Source organism: Kitasatospora sp. NPDC048194 (genome assembly GCF_043202455.1).
In the GTDB taxonomy this organism is placed as follows: domain Bacteria; phylum Actinomycetota; class Actinomycetes; order Streptomycetales; family Streptomycetaceae; genus Kitasatospora.
Genome location: NZ_JBIDAK010000041.1, coordinates 47,506 through 61,135 on the forward strand (window position 1 = coordinate 47,506; position 13,630 = coordinate 61,135).

The 13,630-nt window shown below is 73.5% G+C and carries 11 protein-coding genes; 1 reads left to right on the plus strand and 10 read right to left on the minus strand.

All coding sequences use genetic code 11. The features are described from left to right. Positions 1-4,442 (minus strand): MobF family relaxase (mobF, locus tag ACGF07_RS32055; RefSeq protein WP_392904531.1); only part of this gene is annotated, 4,442 nt, incomplete at its 3' end. A gap of 515 nt (positions 4,443-4,957) precedes the next feature. On the opposite strand from mobF, the gene ACGF07_RS32060 reads away from it, so the two are divergent. Then, complete coding sequence (locus tag ACGF07_RS32060; RefSeq protein WP_392904533.1) at positions 4,958-5,452, plus strand: hypothetical protein; 495 nt, start codon at positions 4,958-4,960, stop codon at positions 5,450-5,452. Between the two features lie 89 nt (positions 5,453-5,541). Here the strand turns inward: ACGF07_RS32060 and ACGF07_RS32065 are convergent, their stop codons facing one another. The 9 genes from ACGF07_RS32065 to ACGF07_RS32105 all read right to left on the minus strand — a co-directional run bounded on the left by ACGF07_RS32065 (position 5,542) and on the right by ACGF07_RS32105 (position 13,091). After that, a complete protein-coding gene (locus ACGF07_RS32065; protein ID WP_392904535.1) occupies positions 5,542-6,090 on the minus strand; it encodes an HNH endonuclease in 549 nt (182 codons plus the stop codon). Positions 6,091-6,134: 44 nt separating this feature from the next. Further along, entirely contained in the window at positions 6,135-6,776 is a 642-nt protein-coding gene (locus ACGF07_RS32070; protein ID WP_392904538.1) for a hypothetical protein, read from the minus strand. Positions 6,777-7,023: 247 nt separating this feature from the next. Beyond that, a complete protein-coding gene (locus tag ACGF07_RS32075) occupies positions 7,024-8,877 on the minus strand; it encodes a hypothetical protein (protein ID WP_392904540.1) in 1,854 nt (617 codons plus the stop codon). 125 nt (positions 8,878-9,002) lie between these two features. Beyond that, positions 9,003-9,584 carry a hypothetical protein gene (locus ACGF07_RS32080; protein ID WP_392904543.1) on the minus strand — a complete coding sequence of 194 codons (582 nt, stop codon included), beginning with the start codon at positions 9,582-9,584 and terminating at the stop codon, positions 9,003-9,005. A gap of 122 nt (positions 9,585-9,706) precedes the next feature. Next, on the minus strand, positions 9,707-11,056 hold the full coding sequence (locus ACGF07_RS32085; protein ID WP_392904546.1) for a hypothetical protein: 1,350 nt from the start codon (positions 11,054-11,056) through the stop codon (positions 9,707-9,709). Positions 11,057-11,253: 197 nt separating this feature from the next. Beyond that, positions 11,254-11,871: a hypothetical protein gene (locus ACGF07_RS32090; RefSeq protein WP_392904548.1), complete on the minus strand. Its 618-nt coding sequence runs from the start codon at positions 11,869-11,871 to the stop codon at positions 11,254-11,256. A 92-nt stretch (positions 11,872-11,963) separates the two neighbouring features. Next, the gene (locus ACGF07_RS32095) at positions 11,964-12,617 is read right to left on the minus strand and encodes a hypothetical protein (RefSeq protein WP_392904551.1); all 654 of its coding nucleotides are present in this window, start codon (positions 12,615-12,617) and stop codon (positions 11,964-11,966) included. An 84-nt stretch (positions 12,618-12,701) separates the two neighbouring features. After that, positions 12,702-12,878, minus strand: coding sequence for a hypothetical protein (locus ACGF07_RS32100; RefSeq protein WP_392904553.1), 177 nt, complete (start codon positions 12,876-12,878; stop codon positions 12,702-12,704). 78 nt (positions 12,879-12,956) lie between these two features. After that, positions 12,957-13,091, minus strand: a complete 135-nt coding sequence (locus ACGF07_RS32105; protein WP_392904556.1) for a hypothetical protein — start codon at positions 13,089-13,091, stop codon at positions 12,957-12,959. Positions 13,092-13,630: the final 539 nt, after the last annotated feature.

Genomic DNA, 13,630 nt, shown 5'->3' on the forward strand with positions numbered 1-13,630 from the left:
TCGACGGCCTGGTCCTCCTGCAGCTCTGCCTCGGCGCCGTCGACCGCGAGCTCGGCCTGCACGTCGTCCACGGCGGCGACGGCTTCGACGGCCGAGGCGTCCAGCTCGGTCTCGGTCACCACCTCGGCGGTGAACGTCTCGTCCAGCTCGGCCTCGACGGCGGGGGCTTCCTCGGCGACGGCCAGGGCGGCCGGCTCCAGCTCGGTGGCAGGCTTCAGCCCTTCCCGGGCGGCTGAATCGGTGGCCGGATAGAGGGCGTCACCGCGGTGGGCCGCGGCCTCGACGGCGCGCGCCCGGCGGCCCATCTGGGCCACCTGGTCCTGCAGCGTCTGCCAGGCCTCGGCGTCGCGCTCGGCACCCGGACGGTCGCCGATTCCGGGCTCGCTGTCGCGCACCTGACGGCGAGTCCGCCAGGCGTCGGCCAGCGCCGCGGTGCGCTCCCACGCCTCGCGCAGCTCGTGGTCCACCGGCGGCACCGGGCCGAGGGATCGCGCCCACGCGGGCGGGTCCTGAGCGAGGGCCTGGCCGGTCTGGCGTAGGCGCTCCTCGATCACCTCGCGGCGCACCTGCAGGTGCTCGATCCACGCGGGCGGGGTGTGCTGGTCGCGCTCCACCTCGCGCGGTGCGAGCCACTCAGGCACCGGGCCGGTGTTGTCCGGGGCGACGGGCGCGGTGTCGGGCAGCAGCTGGCGCAGGCGCTGCTCGGCACGTACCCGGGCGGTGATGACCTCGGCGCGCTCCAGCTGCTGGCGGGCCTCGTCCTGGCCGTCGAAGTTGGCGCGCATCATCGCGGCCACGGTCACGCCGTCCAGGCCGGCGGTGGCCGCGTGCCCGGTGCCCGGTTCGCGCTGCCAGGTCTCGCGCATGCGGGCGCGCAGCTGCTGCTCGCGTCGCAGCGCGGCGAGGTCGGCGAAGGCCTCGCGCGCGGCGGCCGAGTCCTGCTCGATATCGGCGATCCGGCCGGCGCGGCGGGCCCGGGCGATGGCGTCGGCGAGCTGGGCACGGGTGAGGTCGCCGTACGCGCGGTGGGGCCAGGCCGGGACCGGCAGGCCGTCGACCACCGCGGCGCGGGGCTGGTTGGCCACCCGGGCGTCGGCCCGCTGGATGTTCTCCAGGGCCTGGGCTCGGCGCCTGGTGGCCTCCCCGGCGAGGCTGGCGAGCTGGTCGTTCGTCAGGTCGGCCAGCGGCCGGCTGGTGTTCTCCTTCTCCAGCCGCTGCATGACCTGGTGGGCGTCGGCCACGTGGTTGTCGATGCGCCAGCTCAGCACCGCCGAAACGTCGTCGGCGTCGTGGAAGTCGCGCTCCCGGTAGGCGGCCAGCAGAATCCGCTCGGGGGCGAAACCGTCGCGCTCGGCGTCGCGGACGGCGCGGACGACGGCCTGCCAGGCGTCGGCTGCGATGAACTCCTCGGCGGCCTCGCCGAGCACCGAGCGGAGCATGCTCTGGTAGCGCAGGTCCAGGGCTCGACTGTGCACGTCGGTGTACTCGTTGGTGAGCTGGCGGATGCTGACCGCGCGGTCCTGCTCCTCGCGGATCGTCTCGGTCGCGGACAGGGAGGCCTGGCTGTTGCGGGCGATGGCGTCCAGGACATCGGCCATGCTCTGACCGTCCTCCAGGATGAGGTACGCCTGGTTCTTCTGGCGTCCGCGGGTCAGCTCGACGTAGGCGGACTCCCGGGCGGTCTTGCTGCTGAGCAGACCTGATCCGGTGTCGACGGTGGCGCCCTGGCCGCGGTGGCCGGTGCTCGCGTAGCCGAGCTCCACGTACCGGTTGACGTAGTCGGCCGGCAGGACGGCGCGGCCGCCGTGGTCGGTGTGCCGGACGACCAGCGAGCCGTCAGCATTCACGCGGGTGATGCTCCACTGATCGCCGTTCTTGACGAAGTCCTTCCCGCCTCGGGTGAGGTTCTTCCGGGCGTTGCGGCGGGTCACCACCAGGTCGCCGCGGTGGGCCTCCAGGCCGTCCCGAAGCTGCACGCCATGGGTCGTGTCGAGTTGGCCGGCGCCGACCCGGTAGGCCTGGGCCAGGCGGTTGAGCTCGGCCACGCTGGCGTTGTCGTCGGCCATCATCAGGGCGCTTAGGCCCTGCTCGATGTCGCGCTGCCAGTCGGTGAAAATCGCCTGCAGCATCTGCTCGCGGCTGCCGGCCACGATGCGGTTCTGGTCCAGGTACCAGGTCCAGGCGTCCTCGGCTTCACCGGCGCGCAGGGCGAGGGAGGCGGCCGCTTCACCGGGGGTGCGGAAGCGGTGCACGGCCTCCAGCTCCACCACGTCGGTGGTGCTGGCGAGCAGTCGCAGGGCGCCGCCGGACTCCACGCTCGCCAGCTGGCTAGGGTCGCCGACCAGGCGAACCACGGCGCCGGCGCGTTCGGCCTCGGCGACCACTTCGGCCAGGCGTCGGGTGCCAGCCATTCCGGCCTCGTCCACGATCAGCAGATCGCCAGCGCGCACGTCGAACTCGGGCCGCACGGTCTCGCCCTGGCGGGCGCGCTCGCGCTGGCCGAGCCACTGGTGCAGCACGAAGGCGGGGGCATTGATGCCGTTGCTGAGCTCGGCGGCCGCGCGGGCGGACGGGCCGAGGCCGATCACGCGGCCGCCTGCGGCGCGCACGGCGTCGGCGGCCACGGCCATGGCGGTGGTCTTGCCTGCGCCGGCGGGGCCGATCGCGGCCTCGACCAGGTGCTCGCCGAGGGCGAAGCGGCGGGCCAGGGCGCGCTGTCCGGCGTCCAGCGGCCGCTCGGGGTTGGCCTGCTGGTAGGCGGCCAGCACGCGCTCGAAGGCCTCGGCGGACGACGCCGGGATGACGCGGGTCCGGGCGGCGCCGACGATGCGGTCTTCGGCGGCGAGCACTGCCGCCGAGGTGAATCGCTCGCCTTCCCGGCGCCGGTAGATGCTCGACCCGTCCGGGCGGGTGAGCGGGTCGAACCGCGGATTGGGGTCCGGCGGCGTGATGTTGATGGCCTCGCGGGCGAGGGCCAGTTCGGCGATCTGCTCGGCGATCTCGGCGCCCTGCTGAGTGCCACGGGTCGCGTTCATCATCCATCGGCGGGCCTCGGCCAGGACCTGGCGCCGGCCCCACACGCTGCGGTGGTCCGAGACGGTCTCGATCACCTCGCGGGCCGCGGTCTCCACGTCGATGCGGACGGCGGCCGTGTCCTCACGGAAGCCGGCGGCGGCGGCCTGTGCGCTCTGCAGCAGCGCGTCCACCCGCTCGGTGCCGAAGGCCTCGACGGCGGCCGCGCGCCACTCGACGCGCAGCTCGGACAGCGCCCGGGCGTGCTCCTTGTCCGGGCGGGTGTCGAGCGTGGCCTGCTGCATCAGCCGCAACAAGACCTTGCTGGACGGCTCCCGGCCGTGCTGCTCGCGGTACTCCTCGACCAGCTCGGCCGTACGCTCCTTGATGCTCTTGGAGCGGCCCGAGTGAGCCTCGATCAGGTCGGTTCCGACGCCTGCGATCTCCATCACGGGGCGCTTGCCGGCGGTCACCTCGCGGGCCTCCGCGCGCAGGCCGAGCGACGTGCACACCTCCTCGACCACCCGGGCGTTGTACAGCTCGCTGGCCGGGACGTTCTGGGCGTAGAGCAGAGCACTGTCCAGGCTCCGCCACTTGCCGTCGACGCCCAGCACCTTGTTGGCGACCACCACGTGGTCGTGCAGCAGCGGCTCGCCCTCGCGGTTGTCATAGTGGCGGAAGCGGGTGGCGATCAGCCCGCCCTGCACGTGCTCCTGGCCAACGCCGCCGAACCCTGTCCGGGTCATGGTGGCTTCGGCTTCCAGCCAAGCGAGGGTGTCGGCGATGGCCTTCTCGTGGGCTCGCTCGACGGCCCGGCGCACGTCCTCGTCGCCGAGGGCCCACAGCACGCTGACGGATTTCGGGGCGCTGAACACCAGGTCGAACCCGGCTACCGCCTCTTGCTTCTTCCCGCCCTCGGCGCGCTTGATGAACCTGCCCAGCTCCTCCTTAGAGGCTGGGCCGCGGCCGTGCTCCTCGCGGAAGAGTCGGGCGCCGACCTTGCCACGCAGGGCGGCGCGCTCCTGGGCGTCCGGCTCGCGGCGGTTGATCCGGTCGAAGGCTGCCAGCTCCTCCTCGAAGCGTCGGCCGAACTCCGTCTCGCGGTTCTTGTACTTGGGGAAGGACCGGCCGAGCTTGGCGGCGGCCAGGGCCTGCTTGGCGGTGTCGCCGGCGGCGATCCGGGCGGCGATGATCGCCTCGGCGTTGGGGTGGAGCCCTTCACCGAAAAGGGCCCGCATCTGGGCCTCGGTGACGGTGCCGGAGACTCCGAGCAGCTCGATTCCGGACCCCATCCAAAGGCCGGGCGGCTGGCCCTGCGCGGTGTAGTAGTCGCCGAGTTCCCGGCCGAGGTCGCGGCGCTCGTCGGCGGATACTGTCTCGCGAATGTAGTAGGCATACCCGTCCCCGGCGCTGAGGCGGTGGACGGTCATCACGCGGTGATCTTACCCCCTAGGTCACACATGTGTCTGAGGTGTGATAGTTCATGATCTTGAAAAAGCGAGGCGTGCTGAGCAAGGCGGACAGGAGCTTGCGAGTGGACGACTTGGGAAGCGCGACGGGCGTTTTCAAGATCATGAACTACCACGAGCTTGCGAGGCGGATTTCCACAGGCAGGCTCACCGAGCATGCCTGTGGAAATCCGCACGGACGACGCACCCTGTGGGCGCGTCACGGGGAGAGCTGGCAGACGGGGGCGGCACCGACCTGCAGGTGACTGACTGACAGGAACCCCTACGGCGAACGGCGCTGCGGGAGGCCGAGGCGGCCAGGCTTCGCGCTGGCGCCGGCGGCGCTCCTGCGTACGGCGGCGCGGAAGGGGTGGCGGGGCGCCGGCGCGCCCCGATCGGTGAGGCGCTAGGGCCGCTCCCCTGCCCGCCTCGCCCCGCCCGCGGGGCGGGCGGGGCACAATGTGCAGATCGGTTGACGATCAACGGGAGGTAGCCGAATGGCTGAGGAGAGCAGGGGGGCGCGTCAGCTGTCGGCGCGTCAGCAGGCACGCCGGGCCGCGGCCGAGCGGGCTGAGCGATTCGAGAAGCTGGCCGCCGAGCGGCGGAAGCTGGCGGGGGACGTGATCCTCGGCCTGGGCGAGCTGGACGATTTCGCCGCGGAAACCGAGCGGCTCGTCGCCAAGCTGCAGCAGGACCGGGCAGAGAAGCAGGCCGCCAAGTCGGCCACGGTCGACGCCCTGGTGGTCCAGCTGCTCGACACCGGGGTGGACGTGGCCGAGGCGGCCGAACGGGTCGGCCTGACGCAGGCCGAGGTGAAGGCCGCGAAGCGGCGGCACGACGCGGCCGCGAAGGCTGCGGCCGCCGAGGCCGCCGCGCCGGCGGCGGCGCCGGCCGAGGCTGCGTCCGCTACGATCCCCGAGCAGCAGGACAGCGCGCCGGCCTACGGTCCGGTGAGCGCCACCCAACCGCCAGGGGAACCGGCGGCGGTGTGATCCGCTGCTGAACGCACGTCGGCCCCGTCTTGGGGATGGTCACCCATCCGCCAGGGCGGGGCCTTTGCGTTGCCGGGGTCGACGGCCGGTCAGAACAGTGGGAGCTGGGACCTGCTGGGGTCCGAGGCCTCGACAGCGGCCAGGTAGGCCTCGGCGTCGTACCCACCCGCGAGGGCCTCGCGCACCAGCGGCCGCACTTCGCCGGCGAGCATGGCGGCCGCCAGCGTGGGCAGGTCCAGCCCGTCCCGGAGCGCGGCCTGGATGGCCTGCGCCCGGCCGAGAGGGCCCCGGCTGTCGCCGGTGCCGACGTGTGCCCGGCCGGCCGAACGGCCCTGGGCTGCCATCTGCCGCAGGTTCGCCAGCTGCGAGCCGGCCGCCAGGTGGTCGAGCTCGATGCACAGCGACTCGTTGCATGCGTGCGCGATTTTCAGCGCGGCCGGCATCGGGCGCGGCCCTCGCACCTCCTCGACCAGCCACCGGTGCACGCGGACCGTGCGCTCGGTGTCCTTGGCCACGGTGATGGTCGCCTTGGCGTACCCGTCGCTCGTCAGGCTCTGGGTCCAGTACCTGCAGCCGTGCGGCACCAGGATGCTCCGCTCGGCGACGTACGCCAGGGCCTGCTCGGCTCGGCTGTCCAACTCCACTCCCCCGCTCGCCCGATCGTCGGCAGGGGCTCATCCTGTCAGGCCTGCGGCCGCTCCTGGTGGAGCTCGCGGGCGCGGGCCAGGGTGCGCTCGGCCGTGCGCGGCTGCAGCTGGTAGCGGTCGGCCACCTCCCCGGTGGTGACCGGGCCGCGCTCGCCGCGCTCGGCGGCCGCCAGCTCGTCGGCCACCTCGGCGGCCCGGGCGTCGGCTGGCCGCTCGCGCGGGGTGCGGTTGGTCGTCCCGGCGATCCGGCCGCGGCGGCGGGAGACTCCACGGCGTTCCTCGGCGGCCGCCCGGGTCCACCAGCGCCGGCCGAGCAGCTCGATGCCCGGGTCCATGAGTCCGGCGGCCGCCTCGGTGCGAAGGTTGCCGGCCGCGATGCCGGCGACGGCGCCGGCCTCCTTGTCGGTCAGCAGGTCGTCCGGCCGAGGCTCGCTCGTCTCCAGCGCGGGGATCTCCTCGCCGGCCAGGAACGCCCGGGCCTGGGCCAGGTCGTACAGCAGCGGCTGCCTGGTGCCCGGGATCGGCACGACCACCGCGGTGAAGTCCTGGTGCCGGTTGCGCTGCCACGTGCGCAGGGACATGCCGGCGAGCTGCGCGATGCCGGCCGCGTCGACGGCGGGCCGGCCGTTGCGCTGCACCGTGGTGGGCTCGGGCGTCTCGTCGGTGGGCTGGGCCATGGTCGGGGTCTCCTCGTTGGTCGGCGGCCGCCGGGGCCGCGGGCTACCGGGCGAGGCTATGTCCTCGCACTCCTCGCCCGGCTACACTGGTCGCTGGTTCGCTCGGCCCTCGGGCCGGTGTTGGTGGACCACTGGGCCGGTGGATGCCGTCACCCCTCGGGGTGTACCACCGGCCCTCATCCGTTTCCGGCCCGGGCCGCTGTCGCTGCTGCGACGGCGGCCCGGGCCGAGCTGGTTCTACGGGCCGTCAGGCGGCCAGGGCCAGCTGGTCGGTGGGCGGGGTGAACGCCGGGCGGGCCGGGCGGGCCGGGACCAGCTTCGGCAGCGTCCCGGGCAGGACGGGGATCGGCTGCGGCTGGTACGGGTTGGCGGGCCGCTCGGCCGGCGTGCTCGCCCCGGTCTCGGCGGCGCCGGCCGGCTGGCTGTCGACGGCCTGGGCGCGGGTGCCGAGGCGGGCGAGGCCGGCAGCCTCCGTTGCGGCGAGCTCGGCCGAGCTGCGCGGCCGGAACAGGTGGGTGGGCACGTGGTCCAGCAGCTCGACCGGGACGGTGAACTCGACCCACTCGACGCCGGGGAACAGGTCGGCGCCGGTGCGGCGCCGGCGGCGCGGCCGGCGCCCGGATGCCGGGGCCGGCTCGACCGCGACCAGGGGCCGCTGGACGGGCGTCCCGGCGGCCAGGATCGCCTCGATCACCGCGTCCACGTCCATCTGCTCGGCCGGCTCCTGGTCGGCCTCGACGGACGGCAGCAGCTCCTCGGCCTCGGCGGCCTCCTCGGCCGGCTCCAGCGCGTCGGCCCGGTCCAGCAGGATCTGGGCGGCGGCCGGGGCGCCGAGCTCCACCAGGATGGCGGCCTGGGCGCGCAGCTCCTCCGCGGTCTCGGGCTCCTCGACCCGCGGCGGCACCGGGCACGGCGGCACCTCGCGGTAGCCCAGCTCCTCCTCGGCCTCGGCCAGTTCGGCCTCGGCCAGCGCGGCGAGCTGCTCGGCGGTCGGCTTGGTGTTCACCCGGGCCAGGGCGGCCTCGATGTCGGCGGCGTAGGCCTCTTCGGCGGCGCGCTGCTCGGCCAGCTCGGCCTCGATCCGGCGCAGGCTCTCGGCGGCGCCGGCCTTCGCGCGCTCGTCGGCGATGCGGGCGGCGATCCGCTCGGCGAGCTCCGCGCAGCTGGCGTACGCCGCTTCGGTCTCCGGGCGCTGCCACTGCTCCAGCCACTCCCACCAGCCCAGTTCGTCCAGCGTCTCGACGGCCGCCGCGTCGGACTGGTACGGCAGGCTCTTGGTCGGGTCCACCTTGGTGGTCTTGCTGTTCGGCGAGCCGTACTGGCCGAGGGCGAACGCGAGGGCCTCGGCGAAGTCGCGGCGGGCGCGGGTGACGGTGCCGCGGCGCTCGCGCGGCATGCAGTAGGTCTCTCCCTGCTCGGTCGTGGTCAGCCACTTCTGCACGCGCTTGCCCCATGCCAGGCTGAGGATGTCGAACTGCTCCAGCACGATGGGCAGCACCGCCACGAACTTGGCGACGGCGGCCGGCGCGCCCCAAATCCGGGCGTCGGTGCGGCCGTGGCCGTAGGCGAAGTGCCGCACCTCCTCGCGCTTGGAGATGCCGCGCATGCGGCCGAAGTCGTCGATCTCGAAACCGGCGTCGATGTAGCTCTCGTGCCAGGTGAACACCTGGTCGAAGCTGACGCCGTAGTACTTGGCGAGCAGGGCCGACAGCTTGCGGCGCTCCGGGCCGCGCTTGGCGGTGTCGCTGAACTCCAGTTTGGCGGTCACGCGGCCGTTCCACGCGACCAGCGAGCCGACCAGGCGCACGGCTGACTCGCCACGCTTGGGCTGGTAGGCGTTGACCAGCCACGGGTGCAGCGGCTTGACGGCGGCCTCGGCGAGCTCGGCGGCGACGTCCAGCTCGACGGTCAGGCCGGCCTCGTGCAGGCCGGCCGGCACGGCCAGGTCGAGCACCGGGCCGTAGACGGTGCCGACCGCGCCGGTGGGGGTGACGCGGCCGCGGTGGCCGGTCATCAGCTGCAGGATCACGGGGTGCTCGGCCTTGGCCAGGTGGGCGATGTCGGCCTCGGTGGGGCGGTGGAAGCTGCGGGCGGTGGTCACGGTGGTGCGCTCCTTGCGGTGTTGGTGGTTGGTGTCGGTGCCGAGTGCCGTTCTCGGCTCCGGGGTGGTGCTGGGTGGTGCGGGAGGGCGGCGGCCGGTCGTCGCGTCCGGCCGCCGCGGGCCGGTCAGTTCCGGGTGCCGCACCGGTCGCAGGTGGCGGTGCGGCCCGGGCCGTGCTGGTAGATCCGCAGCAGATCGGCGCGGGTGGTGACCGTCGTCCAGAGCTTGCCCCGGCACCGGTCGGCCTGGCAGGGGCTGGCCGCCTCGACCTGGCCGCGGTCGCCATCGACCCGCAGCGCGATGCGGTGGGTGCCGCGCGCCAGCGTGGCGTGCATCTGGTCGCCGTCGCGGTAGGTCCACCGGACGTAGTGCCCGACCTGCTGGCCGAGGTAGCTCTGCAGCAGCGCGGCCGCCCTCTCCTCCACGGTGTGCGGCTGACGGCCGGCCAGCAGCTCGGCCAGGTAGTCGACCGGCGTCACGAACTCGCCGCTGCGGGAGATCGGGCCGCACGTCGGACAGGTGGAGCTGCCGTTGCGGATGCAGCCCTGCAGCCGCTCGCCGCAGCACGGGCAGTAGTGGGTCTCCTGCTCGGCCTCGGTGCCGAGCTGCTGGGCGCACCCCTTGCAGACGTAGGGCTGCGGGTTGAGCCGGAAGGAGGCGGCCGGGGCCGGCGGCGGCTGGTCGCGGTGGGCGGTGCAGCGGAACATGGTGCGCTCCTGGGGGTGTTGGTGGTCGGGTCCGGTGCCGAGTGCCGTTCTCGGCTCCGGGGTGGTGCTGGGTGGTGCGGGAGGGCGGCGGCCGGTCGTCGCGTCCGGCCGCCGCGGGCCGGTCAGCCGGGGATGGAGTCCCACGGGTCCTCGGCGTAGTCCGGGTGGCTGTCGCGCGTGGCGATCAGGTCGGTACGGACCAGGTTGGTGAGCCACTCGACGTGTCCCGGCTGCAGCGGCGGGATCTGCGCCACGGGGCGGCCGCTGGCGTCCAGCAGGGTGAGGTGGCCGGCCACCTGGTCGTCGTCGTCGGTCGGGTACTCGGTGATCAGCTCGGCCAGCGCTTCGGCGAGTCGGACCACGGCCGGCCGCTCGGCGGCCGGCGGCTCGGCGTTCGGCGTCCAGTCGTCGGCGACGCGCTGCAGCAGGTGCGGCGGCCAGTCGGCGGTGTGGTCGGGCCACTGGACGCGCTGCAGCGGCCTGAGCTCGTCTTCCGGCGTGATCATTCCAGCGGTGGTGCCGATGGTCTGGTCTCCGCAGCACGGGCAGTAGTCCTGATACAGGACTCCGACCGGCTGTCCCTCGGCCGGGTACAGGCGGATCACCCGGGTTCCGTCCGCGTAGTACGTTCCGCCGGCCGCGTGCACCGTGCTGGTCAGCTGGTGGAGCTTCCCGACCTGGTGGCCTCCGCAGACCATGCACGCCATGTCCGCGGTGGCGTTGACGGTCTCGCACCGGTCGCAGCGCCAGACGGTCTCGGTCGACTCGCCCGGGGCGAGGGGGGCGGGACGGGCGGGCTCGACGGCCTGGTCCTCGTCGGCGGCGGCCGCCGGGGCCCCCTCGCTCGACTCGGTGGCCTCGGCCGGCTCGGCGGGGATCAGGACGTGCGTCGCGCTGGTGGCCTGCGAGTTGCGGCCGGTGGAGCACAGGTACTCCCCGCGCTCGTCGTGCGCGCGCTTACCCGTACGGTCCCACACCAGCAGGCGCTGGCACTGCGCGCAGTGTCCGGCGTCGGTGCCCGGCTCGCCGGACGGCTTCGGCTCGCGCCACAGCAGGGCGAGGCGGCCGTCCCGCAGCTCGGCGTACTCGCCCGGCTCGAACTCAAGGTCGGCGTAAGTGATCTCGTGGTCGCACTCGTCGCTGGTGCAGCGGTAGCCGGGGCGGCCGTCGCGGTTGGCGGCGTAGCGGCCGTGCTCGCACTGCGAGCAGCTGAGCCACGGGTTCAGGCCGAGGGCCTCGTACCCGGCGCGGGTCAAGTAGTAGCTGCTGAACCCGGTGTAGCCGGCGAGGATGGCCAGCTTGATCCGGCGGCCGCGGTTGTCGCCCTCGTACACGAGTCCGCGGTCGAGCAGGGCGTCGATCGTGCGGCCCTTGAGCCCGTTGGGCATGCGGCCGAGGTAGGTGTCGACGGCCTCGGTCATCGCGGTGCGCTGGACCGGGGTCAGCCGCTGGTTCTTCTTGGTGTTCGCCACTTCAGTGAGCCCTTCTCGGTGTTGGTGGACTGCCGGGAGTTCGGGTGCCGTTCCCGCCCTTCCGACAGTGTCTAGTCTAATGCACATGAGCGCCAAAGGGAAGCTGATTCGGCCCCCAATCGGGTGAACATGGCTGCTCAGAGACGCTGAGGGGCCGACAGGTTGACACTTGTCGGCCCCGGTTGGCTGCGCTGAGATCAGGCGGCCTGAGTGGTCATCAGGCCGAAGCGCTCGGCGAGCTCGATGCACCGGCCGGCGCTCTTCTCGGCGTCGCTGGCCGCGAGCCTGGCCATGACCTGCCAATCCCTCGGACGCTCGCGCACGTAGCGCGCGCTGTCCGCGGCACGGCGGCGGGCGTCGCCGTAGTTCGCGTCCACGTAGTCGGCGGCGTCCTCGCTCAACCTGCCCTCGTCCACCAGGGCGTTGACCGCGCCGGTGGCCTCGGCGGCACGGGCGAGGGTTGCGGCGGCCTGCTCGGCCCTGGCCGCGGCGGCGGCGTTCTCCGCGGCCACCTCGGCGGCGAACCTGGCGAGCGTGGCGGCCGCCTCCTCACGCTGGCGGATCGTGCGGGGCACGGCGTCGGGGTCCACCCGGTGCACGTGCTTGCGGATGGCCGTGACCACCTCGGGCCAGGAACCGAACAGCCGGGTGCGGCGGCCGATCTTGACGTGCCACTCGCCGATGTCCGTCCAGTGGCACGGGAACTCCCGGCCGGCGCAGGCCAGGGTGGAGACGACTCCACCGGCGGCGTCCTTGCGGGCGTAGCGCTCGCCGACGTTCAGGACGGTGAGGTCGGAGGCGGTCTTCCTGGTCATCTCGCTGGTTCCCTTCGGGTGGTGGTGTTGGTGGTGGGGCCTGCCGGGGGCGGGTGCCGTTCCCGCCCCCGGTGGCTGGTGTCAGCCGGCTGCTACTGCGCGGTGATCGGCCAGGGGGTGAGCTCCTCGACCGGCTGGGCGAACGTGCGGTAGGTGCCGCGGCAGGTGCTGCAGCTGGCCAGGTGGTCCGTCAGGTGCTCGCGGGTGGAGAGGAACCGCTGGCCACCCCACGACGTGAGCTCGTTGTCGGTGCCGTAGATCGACTCCAGCAGGGTGGCCAGGGTAGGGCAGACCTTGCGGCGCTCCTCCAGCGGGGCGAACTCGGCCTCGTGGGCCATCTGCTGGGCGCAAGAGGCAGCGTGGTTCGGGTGAAAGCGGCTGGTGCAGCCGTCGACCACTCCGGCGGCCGCCCGGGCCTGGCGGTAGATGGAGCTGACCACCCGGGCGGCGAGGCTCTCGCGCCCGGGGAGCTTGCGCAGCATCCCGACCGCGTACACGGCGGCGCGGGTCTGGACGGCGTCCGGCTCGATGCGGCCGGCGTCGGCGTCCCGGCCGGCCATCATGTAGGCCAGGACCGTGATGTCGAACAGGTCGTCGGCCACCTCGTCCAGCAGCTCGCCGAGCGGCCGGCCGGTGCGGGCCGCGGCCGGCTTCAACTGGTTCTCGATGAACAGGGCGACCGCCCGGTCCAGCTCCTCCTCGGTGTAGCCGGCGTCCGTGGCCACGGTGTTGATGTCGTTGTTCACTTCGGTGTCCTTCTCGGTGTTGGTGGACCGCCGGGGCGGGTGCCGTTCCGGCCCCGGCGGGTGGTGCGGCGTGCTGCTCGCGCGTCAGCCTCGGCGCTCGGCGCGGTGGCGGACGACGTAGGCGCCGGCCGTGATGGCCGCGCAGGTCGCCCAGAGAATCCACCAGCCGGCGGCGACGTGGTCGAGCCCGGAGGCGCCGGCGAGGGCGATTCCGCCGCCGGCGACGGTGACGGCGCCGGCCCATCGGGTGAGCGTGTTCACAACTTCCCCTCTCTGCGGGTTCGGTGGTGTTCTGCGGGGGCCCCGGGGGGCTGCTGGGTGCAGCCCCCCGGCTCGCCGTCAGCGGCGGTGCTTGCCGCGAGCCTTGTTGGTCTCGCGGGCGTGCCAGGCGCCGATCGCGGTGAAGATCGCGCCAACGGTGCTGGCCACCGCGCCGACGATCGTCGCGTAGAAGGCGATGTCCCCCTCGGTCATGTCTTTCGCTCTTTCTGGTTGGTGTTGGTGGACTGCCGGGAGTTCGGGTGCCGTTCCCGCCCTTCCGACAGTGTCTAGTCTAATGCATATGGGCGCCAAAGGGAAGCTGATTGAGCATCAAAAGGCCAGGTCAGAGCACGTTTTCACCCGTTCGCCACGGGCCCGACCCCCCTCCCAGTTAGCCCTCCTTGACCGTCACCCGCTCCCGCCCGCACTCGCTCGACGACCGGTCACCGCTTCCCGGCCTTCCGCGACGCCCGCCACCGTGGGCCACCCGGCAGCGCGGACACTCGACCGCCGACCCCGGCCACCTCCTGACCCCAGCCACCGCGGACAGGGACCACCGAAACCGATCCCCGCGGGGCGGGGGTCCGGAGGAGCCCCGCGGGGCGCTCGCGAGCGGCGCAGCCTCCCAAGACGCGGGCAGCGCGGGAACGCACGCCGCACCCAACCAACCGGAGCCGCACAGCGCGTTCACACGACCAGGCGAGCCCACTGCCGGATCGGCCGCAGGCCGATGACGGAAGGACACCACCCCC

Excerpts from the sequence above, each read along its gene's own strand:
- ACGF07_RS32060 (WP_392904533.1), top strand. The coding sequence starts at position 4,958 with ATGGCTGAGGAGAGCAGGGGGGCGCGTCAGCTGTCGGCGCGTCAGCAG.
- ACGF07_RS32070 (WP_392904538.1), bottom strand. The coding sequence starts at position 6,776 with ATGGCCCAGCCCACCGACGAGACGCCCGAGCCCACCACGGTGCAGCGC.
- ACGF07_RS32080 (WP_392904543.1), bottom strand. The coding sequence starts at position 9,584 with ATGTTCCGCTGCACCGCCCACCGCGACCAGCCGCCGCCGGCCCCGGCC.
- ACGF07_RS32090 (WP_392904548.1), bottom strand. The coding sequence starts at position 11,871 with ATGACCAGGAAGACCGCCTCCGACCTCACCGTCCTGAACGTCGGCGAG.
- ACGF07_RS32105 (WP_392904556.1), bottom strand. The coding sequence starts at position 13,091 with ATGACCGAGGGGGACATCGCCTTCTACGCGACGATCGTCGGCGCGGTG.